This is a genomic window from Terriglobales bacterium (assembly GCA_035567895.1).
Lineage (GTDB): Bacteria > Acidobacteriota > Terriglobia > Terriglobales > Acidobacteriaceae > Gp1-AA112.
Genome location: DATMPC010000070.1, coordinates 117,528 through 131,911 on the forward strand (window position 1 = coordinate 117,528; position 14,384 = coordinate 131,911).

General features: G+C 56.3%; 12 protein-coding genes. 4 read left to right on the plus strand and 8 right to left on the minus strand.

All coding sequences use genetic code 11. From position 1 onward, the window contains the following. Positions 1-23 precede the first annotated feature (23 nt). Complete coding sequence (locus tag VNX88_15005; GenBank protein HWY69977.1) at positions 24-734, minus strand: SIMPL domain-containing protein; 711 nt, start codon at positions 732-734, stop codon at positions 24-26. 82 nt (positions 735-816) lie between these two features. On the opposite strand from VNX88_15005, the gene VNX88_15010 reads away from it, so the two are divergent. The 3 genes from VNX88_15010 (at position 817) to murA (ending at position 4,434) form a co-directional block, all read left to right on the plus strand. After that, complete coding sequence (locus VNX88_15010; protein ID HWY69978.1) at positions 817-1,956, plus strand: serine hydrolase domain-containing protein; 1,140 nt, start codon at positions 817-819, stop codon at positions 1,954-1,956. A gap of 28 nt (positions 1,957-1,984) precedes the next feature. Continuing rightward, a complete protein-coding gene (gene murQ / locus VNX88_15015) occupies positions 1,985-2,929 on the plus strand; it encodes an N-acetylmuramic acid 6-phosphate etherase (GenBank protein ID HWY69979.1) in 945 nt (314 codons plus the stop codon). A gap of 197 nt (positions 2,930-3,126) precedes the next feature. After that, on the plus strand, positions 3,127-4,434 hold the full coding sequence (gene murA / locus VNX88_15020) for a UDP-N-acetylglucosamine 1-carboxyvinyltransferase (protein HWY69980.1): 1,308 nt from the start codon (positions 3,127-3,129) through the stop codon (positions 4,432-4,434). Positions 4,435-4,454: 20 nt separating this feature from the next. Here the strand turns inward: murA and VNX88_15025 are convergent, their stop codons facing one another. The 4 genes from VNX88_15025 to rpsO all read right to left on the minus strand — a co-directional run bounded on the left by VNX88_15025 (position 4,455) and on the right by rpsO (position 9,822). After that, entirely contained in the window at positions 4,455-5,789 is a 1,335-nt protein-coding gene (locus VNX88_15025) for a DUF2252 domain-containing protein (protein HWY69981.1), read from the minus strand. Between the two features lie 57 nt (positions 5,790-5,846). Beyond that, a complete protein-coding gene (locus VNX88_15030; GenBank protein HWY69982.1) occupies positions 5,847-6,791 on the minus strand; it encodes an EamA family transporter in 945 nt (314 codons plus the stop codon). A 95-nt stretch (positions 6,792-6,886) separates the two neighbouring features. Next, a complete protein-coding gene (pnp, locus tag VNX88_15035) occupies positions 6,887-9,295 on the minus strand; it encodes a polyribonucleotide nucleotidyltransferase (GenBank protein HWY69983.1) in 2,409 nt (802 codons plus the stop codon). A 260-nt stretch (positions 9,296-9,555) separates the two neighbouring features. Beyond that, positions 9,556-9,822, minus strand: coding sequence for a 30S ribosomal protein S15 (gene rpsO, locus VNX88_15040; GenBank protein HWY69984.1), 267 nt, complete (start codon positions 9,820-9,822; stop codon positions 9,556-9,558). Between the two features lie 430 nt (positions 9,823-10,252). Between rpsO and VNX88_15045 the strand changes: the two genes are divergently transcribed. After that, on the plus strand, positions 10,253-11,500 hold the full coding sequence (locus VNX88_15045; protein HWY69985.1) for an MFS transporter: 1,248 nt from the start codon (positions 10,253-10,255) through the stop codon (positions 11,498-11,500). Positions 11,501-11,828: 328 nt separating this feature from the next. Here the strand turns inward: VNX88_15045 and VNX88_15050 are convergent, their stop codons facing one another. The 3 genes from VNX88_15050 to VNX88_15060 all read right to left on the minus strand — a co-directional run bounded on the left by VNX88_15050 (position 11,829) and on the right by VNX88_15060 (position 14,309). After that, entirely contained in the window at positions 11,829-12,083 is a 255-nt protein-coding gene (locus VNX88_15050; GenBank protein ID HWY69986.1) for a hypothetical protein, read from the minus strand. A gap of 371 nt (positions 12,084-12,454) precedes the next feature. Further along, positions 12,455-12,925 (minus strand): CBS domain-containing protein, encoded by a 471-nt coding sequence (locus VNX88_15055; GenBank protein ID HWY69987.1) that lies wholly within the window; start codon positions 12,923-12,925, stop codon positions 12,455-12,457. A 319-nt stretch (positions 12,926-13,244) separates the two neighbouring features. Beyond that, positions 13,245-14,309 (minus strand): M48 family metallopeptidase, encoded by a 1,065-nt coding sequence (locus VNX88_15060; GenBank protein HWY69988.1) that lies wholly within the window; start codon positions 14,307-14,309, stop codon positions 13,245-13,247. Positions 14,310-14,384 lie beyond the last annotated feature (75 nt).

The following is a 14,384-nucleotide window of genomic DNA, read 5'->3' on the forward strand; positions in this document are numbered from 1 at the left end:
CAACCCCCGTGAGCAATCGGCCTTCACTGTAGTCCAAACACTGCATTCACGTGAGCAGTGACTCTGATCTTACTGGCCTGAAAATCCTCTGTGGGGGCAGGCGCTTTTGCCTCCATGCCTGCCATTGCGACTCGCGCATACGGCATGACTGGGATCGCCTGTTGCGTGTCCACTGCAGCCGACAATAGCGCCCCTAACTGTCTTCCGCTCGTCTTGGCCAATGTATCTGCGTAGGTTCGCGCACGCGAGTAGGCTTTGTCGATGGCCTTCTGCTTGGCTGAGTCGATTTCTTCCAGATCGTAGCTCATGTTCTGGCCTGTGATGCCGCCAAGACCAGCCAGCGCTTCGGTTACGGGACCAATCTTGTTGAAGTCCTTTAGCTTGATCGTCACGTTCGTACCGACGCGATATGCAACCACTTTCTGTTTCGGATTCTTGTAATCAATGATTGGATATGAACTGTAGCGCGAAAGCTCTACCGTTTTGGGATCCACACCGGCGCTGCGCAGAGCCTGGCGCATCTGCTCAGCGAGTCGGCTGGCGCTCTCGAATGCCGCCTGCGCGGTATTTTCCTGGGCTGAGAGCGAGCAGGTGATCACGGCGGTGTCTGGAGCTGACTCGAATTCTCCATCCGCCCCCACAGAAACCGAGTTCGGCAGGAATCCGGGACCACGACCTTCCTGCGCAAAAGCAGCAAAGCTTGCAAGCAATAGAACGACTATTGCAAATTTCAAAAGGACCTCCTATTGAGCTGAGGACTCAATCTTAGAACGTCGGACAGTCATCCGCTTGCAAGGCGTCGCTTACACTGTCGGAGTGACGGATCTACCCCAGACGCACGGCTTTGAGGTGATAGGCCAAGCCGTCCCCTGCGTCGTACGCCGGGGCCCTGGATATTCTGGACAACGCGCTCTGGCTATCCTCAATCACGGCTGCGAGCAAAAAGCGTTTCCCGGTGCAGCGTTCGCGGTCTTGCGCAATGGAAGTACCGTACTTCAGGGAGCCGTCGGAAGGTTCACGTATGACGAAACCTCTCAGGACGTGACGCTCACCACAATCTTCGACATTGCGTCAGTTACCAAGGTTCTGGCAACAACGTCGATGGCTATGCTGCTTTGTGAGCGCGGCAAGCTCAATTTGCAACAACGGGTATTAGAGTTCCTTCCCGAGTTTGAGCAGGCGGATAGGCGTCGTAGGCTGGTGACAATTGAGATGTTGCTGGCTCACTCGTCAGGATTGCCAGCCTACGTGAGACTCTTTGAGCGGACCGGAGATCGTCAGTCCCTGTTGCGTTTGGCGCTTGAAGTTCCCCTTGAACAAGATCCAGGAACCCATCCTGAGTACAGCGATATCGGATTCATCATTCTCGGTGAGTTGCTGGAACGGATTTCACGGGAGTCGCTGGATTCTTTCTGCTCGCGCGAGATCTTCGCTCTGTTGGGAATGCGATCGACCTGCTTTCGCCCGAAAGCGGAGCTACGAAGCAGCATTCCACCCACTCGCAACGATCAAGACTTTCGTCATCGCGTAGTTCAAGGCGAGGTCCATGATGAAAACGCAAGCGCGATGGGTGGTATCTCGGGACATGCAGGACTGTTCTCGAATACAACCGATCTAATGCGCTTTTCGTCCAGTATGTTGGGGTTAGGAACACAATTGTTTCGCGCTGAGACGATCGATGGTTTTACGCGCAGGAGAACCACTCCTTCTGGAACATCCAGAGCGTTGGGTTGGGACACGCCGTCTTCTCCATCGCAGTCGGGCAAGCATTTTTCTCCACGATCTTTCGGGCATCTCGGCTATACGGGCACATCGCTGTGGATCGACGCCGAGCGGAACATTGCGATCGCCCTGCTCACCAACCGCACATGGCCGGGCAATCAGTCACAGCTAATCAAGCAAGTCCGGCCGGCTTTTCATGACGCAGTCATGGAGGAAATGCTTAAGATCTCATGATGCCGATGTGACAATGTTCAAGAACCTAATGACTGAAAATCGAATGGCCACGCCCCTTCAATCTCTCACAACGGAACAACAAAACCTCGCCTCGCAGGCTCTGGACACGAAGTCGGCGCTTGAGATCGCAACCATCATTAACAATGAAGACTCCAAAGTCGCGGCCGCAGTGAGCCAGGCCCTGCCCCAGATTGCTCGAGCGATTGATGCGATCGCGGATGCCTTGTCTCGTGGTGGACGATTAATCTACATCGGCACCGGAACCAGCGGTCGCATTGCTGCGCTCGATGCCGCTGAGTGTCCACCGACCTTCAGCACCGATCCCAAGCAAGTCCAATTCGTGATTGCCGGCGGAGAGAAAGCCCTCGGGCGAGCGGTAGAAGCAAACGAAGATTCACCCGAGCTAGGTCAGCGCGACATCGCGAAACTCAAGCCCTCTAAGAAGGACGTCGTCGTGGGTATCGCCGCAAGCGGTCGCACACCCTACACCATCGCGGCAGTTGAGTACGCAAAGAAAAAAGGCGCGAAGACCGTGGGCGTTTCGTGCAATTCCGATTCTCCTCTATCGCAAGCTGTCGATATTGCCATTGCGGCCGAAGTTGGGTCAGAGGTGATCTCCGGCTCCACGCGGATGAAGGCAGGGACGGCTCAAAAGATGATCCTGAATATGCTCACGACAGGCGCAATGACGCGGCTCGGCTATGTCTACGGAAATCTGATGGTCAATGTGTCGCCTAAAAACGAAAAGCTTGTGGAGCGCGCAATTACTATCCTCAGCAGGGCAGCCGATATCGACCGCGAGCGCGCAAGAGAGGCTTTGAGCAGATCAGGGAGGAGTGTCCCCCTCGCTCTCATTATGCTGAAGACGGGAGCTAGTCTAGCCAGCGCCAAACGCAAGCTAAAGGCGAGCGGCGGACACGTGCGGAGAGCAATCGACTCCTCCGGAAGTGCTAAGCCTTCCGACACAAGATGATCACGCGAATGAGGAAAACCTCGGATGTGCGACCAGCCTCGTGAGGTTAGAATCTAAACACCAACAATACTTCGCGCTGCTCCTTGCGGGTGGATAGCGAGCGTAAAACGCAACTTAACCGGATCCTGAACTCCCCCGACATGCAGGAACCACGACGCAAGGACGTAGCATCCGAAGTCCCTAGGTACTCAAGCAAAATGGATAAATTTGTCATTCGAGGCGGCAATCCCCTAGTCGGAACCGTGCGTGTTAGCGGCGCAAAGAACGCGGCACTGCCCGCCATGGCAGCTGCCATCCTCACTGAAGAACCAGTCATTCTCGAAGGCATCCCCGACGTTCGCGACATCCAAACCGAGCGCAGGCTGCTCGAATCGATGGGCGCCGAAGTCGAGCTCGGATACGGCCGCGCACACCATCGCACTAGCATCTGCTGCCGGAACTTGAGCAACCCGGAAGCCAAGTACGAACTCGTGAAAACGATGCGTGCCTCTACCCTCGTGCTCGGACCCCTCGTTGCGCGCATGGGAGTTGCAAGAGTGTCTCTGCCCGGCGGCTGCGCAATCGGCGCACGTCCAATCGACCTCCACATCAAGGGTCTCGAGAAGATGGGCGCGCAGATCACTCAGGAACACGGCTACATCGAAGCCAAGACCGATCGCCTCAAGGGCGCTCACATCGTCTTTGAAAAGATCACCGTCACCGGTACGGAGGATTTGCTCATGGCGGCGACTCTCGCCGACGGTGAGACCGTGATGGAGAATTGCGCTCGAGAACCCGAAGTCGCCGACCTCGCCGCTTTATTGAACAAGATGGGTGCCAGAATTGAAGGCGCCGGAACATCGACGATCCACGTCAAAGGCGTGGAGAAGCTAGGCGGAGCAAAGCACCGCATCATTCCCGACCGCATCGAGGCAGGGACTTTTGTTGTGGCGGGTGCAATCACCGGAGGCGACCTGATTGTCGCCGGATGCGATCCCACTCACATGAGCGCGCTCCTGGCAAAACTTCAGGAGTGTGGAGTCAAGATCAGAACCAGCGAAGACTCCGTTCGCGTGCAGGCCGATGGCAACCTAGCCGGCGCCGACATGGTTACCGAGGAACATCCAGGATTCCCGACCGATATGCAGGCGCAATACATGGCTCTTGCCACGCAGGCAGAGGGAACCTCGATCGTGACCGAGAACATCTTCGAGAATCGCTTCATGCACGCCCAAGAGCTCGTGCGCATGGGAGCAAATATCAAGATCGAAGGACGCCGAGCTATTGTCCGTGGAAAAACTCCCCTAAGCGCTGCCGCGGTGCTTGCTTCCGATTTGCGAGCATCGGCTTCTTTGGTCCTCGCCGCCCTTGTAGCTGACGGAGAGACAATCATCGATCGCGTTTACCACATCGACCGCGGATATGAGCGTATCGAAGAAAAACTGCGCGGTGTCGGCGCACAAATGAAACGCATCGGTGAGATGCTGCCAAAAAAGAATGGACAGCTGACAGGAGCAACGGCATAAGACAAGGGTTTCTGAACGTGTCAGCCTTTGACTTCTGTTGAAATTCTGATCTTCCCCGTCTTGATCGCTTTCTTCAGCGCTTCAAAGTCGCGCACTGTCTGTTCACCATAACGATCGGCGAACTCAGCCATGGCATCGTCGAGTTTGTTGCCCGCTCCGCAGTAACCGGCAAGTTGCATAGGATCACCAGAGCGCGCATGTCCTTTTGCTAGCACTTCCCCACACACTTTCGCGTACTCCGTCAAGCCATTCCCTTGCATCTGGCTGTCATCAATAGTCGCCTTGTGATCGCTTAGCTGTCGCACCAGGTAATCGCGACCACCCATCGACGTCCATCCCAAGAATGGATCGGAATAGGCTTGCATGCGTCGTTGCCCTTCCGCCACACGCTTTCCCTCATTGATGAAGGCTTGTGATGGGGAGAGGTAGCGTGCGTAGCAAGACGGAGCCTCTTCTTTGACCTGCAGGAATAGCGGATCGCGCTCGCCATTGCCGAAGCATAGAACGACGTAATCGCGCGTTCCCACGCTCCCGGTGCCAACAACTTTGAAAGCGACATCCACCGGGTGATAGCAGGAAAGAAATTGCTGACGTTCTGGTGAGAGCGTTTGCTGATAGAGCGCAAGGGCCGCGATCACCTGCCGGGCGACCTGTGAACGCACAGGTGCGAGCAACGGACGCTCGTCCTTAAACTTATGCTTTCCTCCAGATCGCAATGTTAGCCTTTCCAGATTGTGCTCCGGAGTAGAACGTTCGGCCTTGCGCAGCACCGCCTGCACGGGTCCAACCTTCACGTGCAACTGGAATTTTGTGAGGTCAAGGACCGTCATTTCCGAAAATCGCAACATCGCGGCGCAGTACGACTTGATGAAAAGTCGCACCGCGTCTTTGCATGTCTTCTTCTCGTGACCCGACTGCTGTCCGGCGAGAATCAGGCTGGTCGACAGCCGCTTCAAGTCCCACTCGAACGGCCCGTGCACGGTCTCGTCGAAGTCGTTGATGTCGAAGACCAGGTGGCCGTCGGGCGCGGCGTAGGCACCGAGGTTTCGAACGTGGGCGTCGCCGCAGATCTGCGCTTCCAAGCCACAATGCGGAATTGAGGCCAGGTCAGCTGCCATGATTGAAGCGGCGCCGCGAAAGAACCCGAAGTGCGATGCCGCCATACGCGCCATCTTGATCGGCATGAGATCGCGCAGGCGCCCACGCGCACTTACAAGCAACATTTGTACGACGTCGCGCCGGGTCTTGGAGGCTTTCCACTCACCGTGATCCGCACGGCGTACCCTCTTGCGGTACTCTTTGCCCCTGGCAAAGCGTTCTCCGGGTGTAAGTGCAACCGCGCCGAGCTTGTGCATGTTGTAGAGAGAAATTCTATATCGGCAGATTTGACACGAAACCGGTCAAGGTAGCCATCAACGCTCTGCGTCCGCCCGACCTTCGGTTAGACCAGCGTCCACATCAACTCTCAGCGTTATTTGGGACTCATCTTCAGCGCGCAGCACCGTCGCGACTGACACCAACACCAATACTGCCGCAGCAATCATCAACACCGGCAGACGTTCTCGGAGTAGTAGCGCTCCTTCCGCCATCGCGACTATGGGTACAACCAGATTGATAGTCGAAAGCTGATACGCCTGCATTTTTCCCAACAGCCAGTAATAGACGGAGAACGTGATTACCGAGCCGAAGATGGTCAGGAACACAAGCGCAAGGATGCTGGTCGAATTCCAGTCTGACCCACGGCCGCGCTCCGCCATAAGACTCGCGATACACAACACAACAGCTCCGACGCAGAATTGCACCGCCGTTCCCAGCAGAGGACTTACATTGCCGATCTCACGTTTGGCGAACACCGAAGCCCACGAGCTGCTGATGACTGCCCCAATCACAGCTCCACCTCCAAGCAGCAGATACCGCGAGACCGAGAGCTCCGTATAAAACAGCGTTGCCATGGCTCCCAACCCGAGCAACATGGCGAACACTGCACGCCGTGGCACGTGCGTGCGAGTCATTAGCGGAGTAAACAGTGCAACGAAGAGCGGACACGTGGAGAAAAGTACCGCTGTCATCGATGAGCTGATGCGATACTCGGCCCAGAAGAGCAGTCCGTAAGGCAAGCCCATCATCGTGATTCCGAGGATCAGGAGTGCACGCCATTCCCTTGAGCTGAGACTCAGGGTCCTAGCTCGCACCAGTGCGATCCCGAGCAAGATGATTGCAGCCAGAAAGAATCGGATTGCCGCTGCACGTATGGGCGGAACATCGCGTACGAGCAGTCGAATCGCGCCCCATGTGCTGCCCCAGATGAGGCAAATCAGGGCGTAGGCGAAATAGTGTTTGCGCGTCAGACTAGGCATCGTACCCGGTTGGCTATTAGAGCTTGAAACCAAGAACTCAAAACAACAAGAGGAGACTCGCGTCTCCTCTGTTGCTCTACTTATGAGAATAACCCTCAGTGCCTTCCACCACCACCGCCGCCGCGGTTGCGATCACCACCGCGTCCGCCGCGTCCATGATGCCGACGGCCTCGGCCACCGCCCGGAGGACGGCCACCACCTTCACGACGTCCTCCCTGGCGCTCGCCTCCCGGGGCCGCATGCGCTGGCTCGCCTTCTGCGCGATTGAAGTTAGGCTCATCGTCGCCTTCGGTAAAGTCAGCGCCTCCCTCGATGGTGATGCTTTCGCCTCCATTGGGACTGGGTGGCTCAGGATGGGGTCCGGCTCCATCGCCGTCAGGACCGGCTACTCCGCCTGCTTGAGCTCCCATCTTGGCGCGCTGTTCTCGCAAGATTGCCTTGCGGGACAGCTTGATGCGATTGCCTTCGATAGCCAGCACCTTCACCAGGATTTGATCGCCTTCATGCAGCTCGTCGCGTACGTCCTTGATGCGATGTTCGGCGATTTCGCTGATGTGCAATAACCCGTCCGTCCCCGGGAAGATTTCGACAAACGCGCCGAAATCGGCGAGGCGGACGACCTTCCCAAGGTAGGTCTTTCCCACTTCGGGAGTTGCCGTAATGTCTCCGATGATCTGGAGAGCTTTGCTCATCATCGCTTCATCGCTGGAAGCGACATTGACCTTTCCAGAATCCTCAACGTCAATCTTCACACCGGTCTGCTCGACGATTCCGCGGATTACCTTGCCTCCGGGACCGATCAGGTCACGAATCTTGTCCACCGGAATCTGCAGCGTCTGGATGCGTGGTGCGAACTTCGACACCGCGCTGCGCGACTCTGGGAGCGCCTCATGCATTTTGCCGAGGATAAACAGCCGTCCCTGACGCGCTTGCTCGAGAGCCTCACGCATGATCTGCCCGGTAATGCCGGGAATCTTGATATCCATCTGCAGCGCCGTGATTCCCTGCTGGGTCCCTGCGACCTTGAAGTCCATGTCGCCGTAGTGATCTTCAGCGCCTGCGATGTCCGTCAGGATGGCGTAGTCGTCGCCCTCCTTCACCAGACCCATCGCTACACCCGCGACCGGGGCCTTGATGGGCACTCCGGCGTCCATGAGCGATAGGGTCGCGCCGCAAACCGATGCCATTGAGGAGGAGCCATTCGACTCGAGAATGTCGGAGACAACACGCATCGTGTAAGGCCATACGGCTTCATCCGGCAACACCGCGGTCACCGCTCGTTCTGCCAGGGCACCGTGACCAACCTCTCGACGTCCCACTCCCGTCATGCGTCCGGTCTCACCAACCGAGAATGGTGGGAAGTTGTAGTGCAGCATGAAGTTCTTTTTCTTCTCACCTTCAAAGTTCTCCAGCCGCTGAACGTCGTCGGAAGTTCCCAAAGTGGTTGTCACCAGCGCTTGAGTTTCGCCACGGGTAAAGATGGCGGAACCGTGAGTGCGCGGAAGCACACTGGTTTCGATGGTGATGTTGCGGATCTCGTCGAACTTACGGCGATCGGGACGGATGCGATCCTTGGTCACCTGCTCGCGGAAGAGCCGCTCGCGCAACACTTCGAAGTAGTGCTCAAGTTTTTCCGCGGCAGCTTCATCGCCTTCCGGCAGCTTCGACTTGAGCTCTTTCTTGATCTCCGCGACCTTCGTATAGCTCTCGATCTTCGGATACTTCTTGGTGTCGAGCGCATCGCTCAGGCGGTCGCCTATCTTCGACTTGAGCTCGCGGAAGTACTTCTCGTCGAACTCCGGCGGAGCGATCTGACGCTTCGGCTTGCCTGCTCGCGAAGCCAAGTCCGTGATCGCCGAAACGATCTTCTTGATTTCGACGTGGGCAAACTCGATCGCATCTACCACTTTGTCTTCGGTAACTTCATTCGCTCCAGACTCAATCATCACAATGCCGTCTTTTGTTCCGACCACCATGATGTTGAGCTGGCTCTCGCGTCGTTCCGCGTAACTAGGGTTGATCACCATCTCACCATTCACGATTCCAACGCGAACTGCGCCTACCGGTCCGGCAAATGGAACATCGGACAACGTAATCGCACAAGACGCTGCATTGATCGCGGCCACGTCAGGATCGTTCTCGGTGTCGGCCGAGAGCACCAGCACAATCACCTGCGTTTCATTTTTGAAATTTTCTGGAAAGAGCGGACGGATCGGACGATCAATTTGGCGGGCGGTGAGAATTTCGCGTTCGCTGGGACGCCCTTCTCGCTTGATAAACCCGCCAGGAATACGTCCACCGGCATACGTGTATTCGCGGTAGTCGACGGTCAGGGGGAAGAAGTCTTGTCCTTCGCGAGGCTCGGGAGCCGCTACGGCCGTGGCGAGCACAACGTTGTCCCCGATTCTGACTACAGCAGCACCGGGAGCTTGTTTGGCTAAACGGCCAGTTTCAAATTCGAGTCGCTTACCGCCTGCGAGTTCAACGGCTGCGTCTTGCTTCATGAATTCCTCATTTCATTTGGAGGGCTGCCAGCAGGCAGCTTGGGAGCGGTGGGCGAGCGGACAGGTGCCTGTACCTTCCACTAGCGAAAATTCGAGACGAACGGTGTAGGGCTGACAGCAAAGCTGGTCTCGACTGGAGGTCGGCATCATGCGCGCTCGGGAGGAGGCGGGCCATCTTCGCGGGAAACGCTTACACTTTGGCCAAATCGAGATCGCTCGAATCGCGGCCAAAATCGCGGACAGTGGCCGCCCAGGTCCTGTTACTTGCGAATGCCGAGTTTCTGGATTACGTCCTTATAACGCTCGGAATCGTAGTTCTTGAGGTAGTCGAGCAGGCGGCGACGCTTGCTGACCATCATCAGGAGACCGCGGCGGGAGGCGTGATCCTTCTTGTGTGTCTTAAAATGATCCGTCAATTCACCGATCCGTTCGCTAAGCACCGCGATCTGAACCTCGGGGCTGCCGGTATCGTTATCGTGGGTGCGGAACCGGGTAATGACGTCTTGTTTACGCTCTCTAGCTAACACTGAAACTGGTGACACTCCTATTGTTTTTCTAGTCCTTTAAGTCTCTCTAGCAGAGTAACATGGGCGAGTTTTTTGCACAAACATATCGGCCCTGCCCCACGAATACCCGTCGCGCAGCCCGCTCGGCTGTGGCTCCGCTCAAAGTTGATTCCGCCGAAGAGGCCGAGGTTTTTAGACTGTCATCCTAAGCCCTCCTTTGGGCGAAGGACCTCCCGCGATGCCTCAGACTTATTTGCAGTGTCCTGGCTCTTTGCGAGAATCTCTGGCCAAAAAGCTGGGACACCGCGACGAAGTCCGAAATATTCCGGGAGGTCCTTCGCCCAAAAGAGCGGCTCAGGATGACAGTCTTAAGAGATTCGCTCGTGAGAAGACGAACGAGCTTCCAGGACCGCAGCCCCCACAACTCTGCTAATCTCTCCGCTTACTTTCAATGCCCAATCCCTTCGCGTTTCTAGCGGAAGCAAACTCCGGACAACGCCGAACCCTTCTTGCCGCCGCGCTTGGCTGGATGCTGGACGCATTCGACGTAATGCTTTATTCGCTGGTGGTCGCCTACATCATGCGCGATCTGCACATGAGCAAGCAGACTGCAGGGCTGCTGAACACCTTGACGCTGCTGGCTTCCGGCATCGGCGGCGTCCTATTTGGCTTTATCGCCGACCGCATCGGGCGCACACGTGCCCTTATGCTGAGCATCCTCACGTATTCGGTTTGCTCCTTTGCCTGCGGCTTGGCAACTTCAATCTTGGTTCTGGCTTGCCTGCGCTTCCTGCTCGGACTTGGAATGGGAGGAGAGTGGAATACCGGAGCAACGTTAGTGGCCGAGACATGGCCAACTCATCTCCGCGCTCGCGCGCTTGCCATGGTGCAGAGCTCGTGGGCGATCGGATACGCGCTGGCTGCCGTGGTAGCAGGTCTGATGCTGCAACGCACAACCTGGCGGTTCGTATTTTTTGTCGGTGTACTGCCGGCGCTCGTCACATTGTGGATACAGAAAGGCGTTCCCGAATCGGAACTTTGGAAAGAGCGGCAAACTAGCACTCGGTCGGTGACCGCGGGTTCACCGATTCGCTTCGTCGATCTATTCGGCCGGCAATATCGAAGGAAAACTATAACGCTGCTCTTGATGAATATGTTCGGAATGTTCGGCTGGTGGGGACTGTTTACCTGGATTCCGCCCTATCTTTCATTGCCTATCGAGCAAGGCGGTCGTGGATTTGGTGCGCTGAATACCACGGGATTGCTGGTCTTCCTCAATCTGGTGGGAATGGCTCCTGGCTACTTTACTTTCGGCTGGGTAGCAGATCGTCTTGGGCGACGTCCATCCGTGATCCTGTACACGCTGCTCGCCGCTGCTTTCGTTCCGCTTTACGCGGCGGCGCGAGAGCCCGCGGCGCTACTCCTGCTAGGCGCAATCGTGGCATTTTTTGGCACTGGCTTCTTTTCCGGATCGGGAATTATTGGCAGCGAGCTGTTTCCCACCAGCGTTCGCGCACGTGCGCTAGGGTTTACTTACAACGGGGCGCGTGCAATGAGTTCAATTGCGCCCTTCACTATCGGAAGGATCGGTCAGCAGCACGGGCTTGATTCTGCGTTTTATGTTTGTGCGGCGGCATTCCTTCTGTCTGCTTTGACTGCAATCTTCATCCCTGAAACCCGCGGAACGGAGCTGACGTGAGTTGGCGTTTGTTTGAGCCGGGCGGTCCGATTCGGAACAATTGTGCAACCTCATCCCTCTCGCAGTGATACGCGGTGTATCTAAGTCCCATCTCATCAATCGGTTACGAATTCCACAGCATCTCTGGACGGACTCTTGGGTTCACTCTATTGACACAAAGTTGCACTCAAGAAAGTAGCGGAACGTTAAGGAACCAAATTCAGCTCTCGTGAATCTAATGTTTTGACGAGGAGAGAAGCTGGATGGTAAATAGCTTCTTCCTGGGTACAACTCCAAGGGGTGTTGTGATGAGTCTGGTCAATCTGTTCTTCGGTTGTTGGCACAGGAACTATAGTTTCCCCAGAACAGCTAAGGGTTCGCGTCGTTCCGGGGCCGCGGCCCAAACTGGCACATACGTGGTGTGTCTCGATTGCGGAAAAGAGTTCGCGTATGACTGGCAGGAGATGAAGATTGTTACTTCCGCTCCCAGGAGGTCGAAGGTGACTTCGATTTCTGAGCCGGTGACGTCACTGGCAAAGACTGCGTAATCGTCAGGCTGCTTTTGTCCTAAAGATGGACCGAAATCCGGTCCATCTTTTTGCATTCCCACTACATTTTTTCCTCAACGAACGCCGGGCCGGACGCTCCTTGGCGTAGAAGGTGGCGTGCCGCGTCTCGCGGCACGATGCGATTTGAGCCCGGCACCAAGTGCAGGGTTCGATTTATTTATCCCGAGCCCCGGAGGGGGCGTCACGCTGCGATCCTCTTCAGTCCGCCAACCGGTGTCGCCCCTACGGGGCTCATTTGTTCTGATGTTTCCCGGCACTGTGTGCCGGGCTCATTTCACAGCGTGCCGCGAAACGCGGCACGCTAGGGCGCCCGCGCCCGAAGAAAGATTGACGTTGTCTGTAAACTCTGGGGCTGGAGTTGAATTCCCGTAGGCTGGCCGAGGCTCCCGGCGCTCCATCTAGAAATTCACACGTGATCAGCGGTCGCTAGCACCCGGTCGAGCAACGAGAGCAGATCGGTGACGGTGATAATCCCGACCAGCTTTCCATCAGATTCCGCGACCAGCACCGACGAAAACTTTTTCGTTACCATGATGTGAACTGCCTGCTGTACAGGCGCGTCGGGATGAATTGTGACCGGATCCCTCGTCATCGCCTGCGTCACCGAGGTGCCCTCGAAGATCTTGTTGTATTCATCCGAGCTGAGGTGAGAGAGAACCGAGGGAGCAAGCCGCGAAACATCGCGATCGCTAATGATGCCAACCGCTTTTCCGTCGGCCGAGACCACCGGCACATGGCGTTTGCCGGTACGGCGAATCAGCATCGCAGCATCCAACAGGCATGCGTCGACCGTCAGGGTAGTCACTGTACTGGTCATGTAGTCGCGCACGCGAAACTTGCTCTTCACCACAGTCTGCTGGCCGCTTTGATCACCCATAAGATGGGCATCATAGCAGAGGAAGTTTCGAACGCTTAACAGTCGTGCCGCGTCTCGCGGCACGAGGAGATATGAGCCCGGCACGTTGTGCCGGGGGTGATCGAGGAGTAGATTTGAGCCCCGGAGGGGCGACACATTACTTAAGAGTGTCGCCCCTCCGGGCTCATTGTAAAAGCGCCACTTCCCCGGCAGTTCCTGCCGGGCTCAATTCGACTCGGGCCGCGAAACGCGGCACGAAACTGCAACAAACATCCATTGACAATCAGAATAAAAAAAGGCGGTCCAAAATGGACCGCCTTTCCCATTTCCTTAAAAGAAACTAATCGTTGTTATCGCGACGATGCAGCGTGGGACGATCGTCGTCGGTCGACTTCCCGTCTTTATCCGTCTTGTTCGAGGCGCGACGCAGCGAGGGCTTGTTCTCGTCCTTATCTTCGATCACCTTGCGACGGTTCTCGAGGGCCGCCAATCTAGCCTTCACCTGATCGAACTCCGAGGTGGTCACAACGTACTGATCTTTCGGGGGCAGAATCTTGGCAATCTCCTGCTGCGTGTGCTCTACGCGGTCGGGAGTCGGTGGATGGGAGGCAAAGGCCTTTGCCAGTGCACCGGGCTTCTTCTTCTCCGTGGCTTCAATCTTTTCGAAGAAGTCCACCATCGACTGCGGATCGTAGCCGCTGGCATACAAGTACTGCGTTCCCAGGTAGTCAGCCTGCGACTCGAACCCGCGCGAGAACTTCATGAAGGTAAGCGGAATGCCGATTCCGGCAGCCTCATATGCTGCGTAACCGATTCCACCGCCAATAAAGATCAAAGGAATGGTGGCGAAATTCGCCCAATTCGCCCGCGTCATCTGGCGCATCGCGTGACGAGCGCAAACGTGAGCAATTTCATGGGCCATAACTCCAGCCAGCTCTGACTCGTCATCGGCGGCCAGAATAGTTCCCGTATTGACGTAGAAGAAGCCTCCGGGAAGCGCAAAGGCGTTGATTTGGTCGTCGTCGATCACCTTGATCGTGAATGGCACCTTGGCATCGGAGTGGCGGACCAGATTCTGCCCAATGCGGTTGACGTACTCGTTCACCACCGGATCGGTGACCAATTTGGCACTCTGCTCGACCTGCTGGGCATATTGCTTGCCCATGGAAACTTCCTTCTCGATCGAGTACCAATTGCCCAAGCCCTTATTGCCAATGTCTCGATTGCCGATCGCACTCACGTCGTCAAGGCTACCCTTCTTCACGTTCTCAAGGGTCGGAACCGGCTGAGATGCCGGATCTTTAGGATCGTCCTTGGGATTGTCGTTCGACCGAGCAGCAGCCGGAAGAACCGACAGCGTGCTCGCAAGAATTCCAGCCAGCATCCACTTTCCCAGGTGTTTCATAAGTCCTTTACTCCGTTCAGGCGTGGCGATTCGAGACACAGAGGCCTAACCTCTTAGACGCATCTTTTGCAGCTA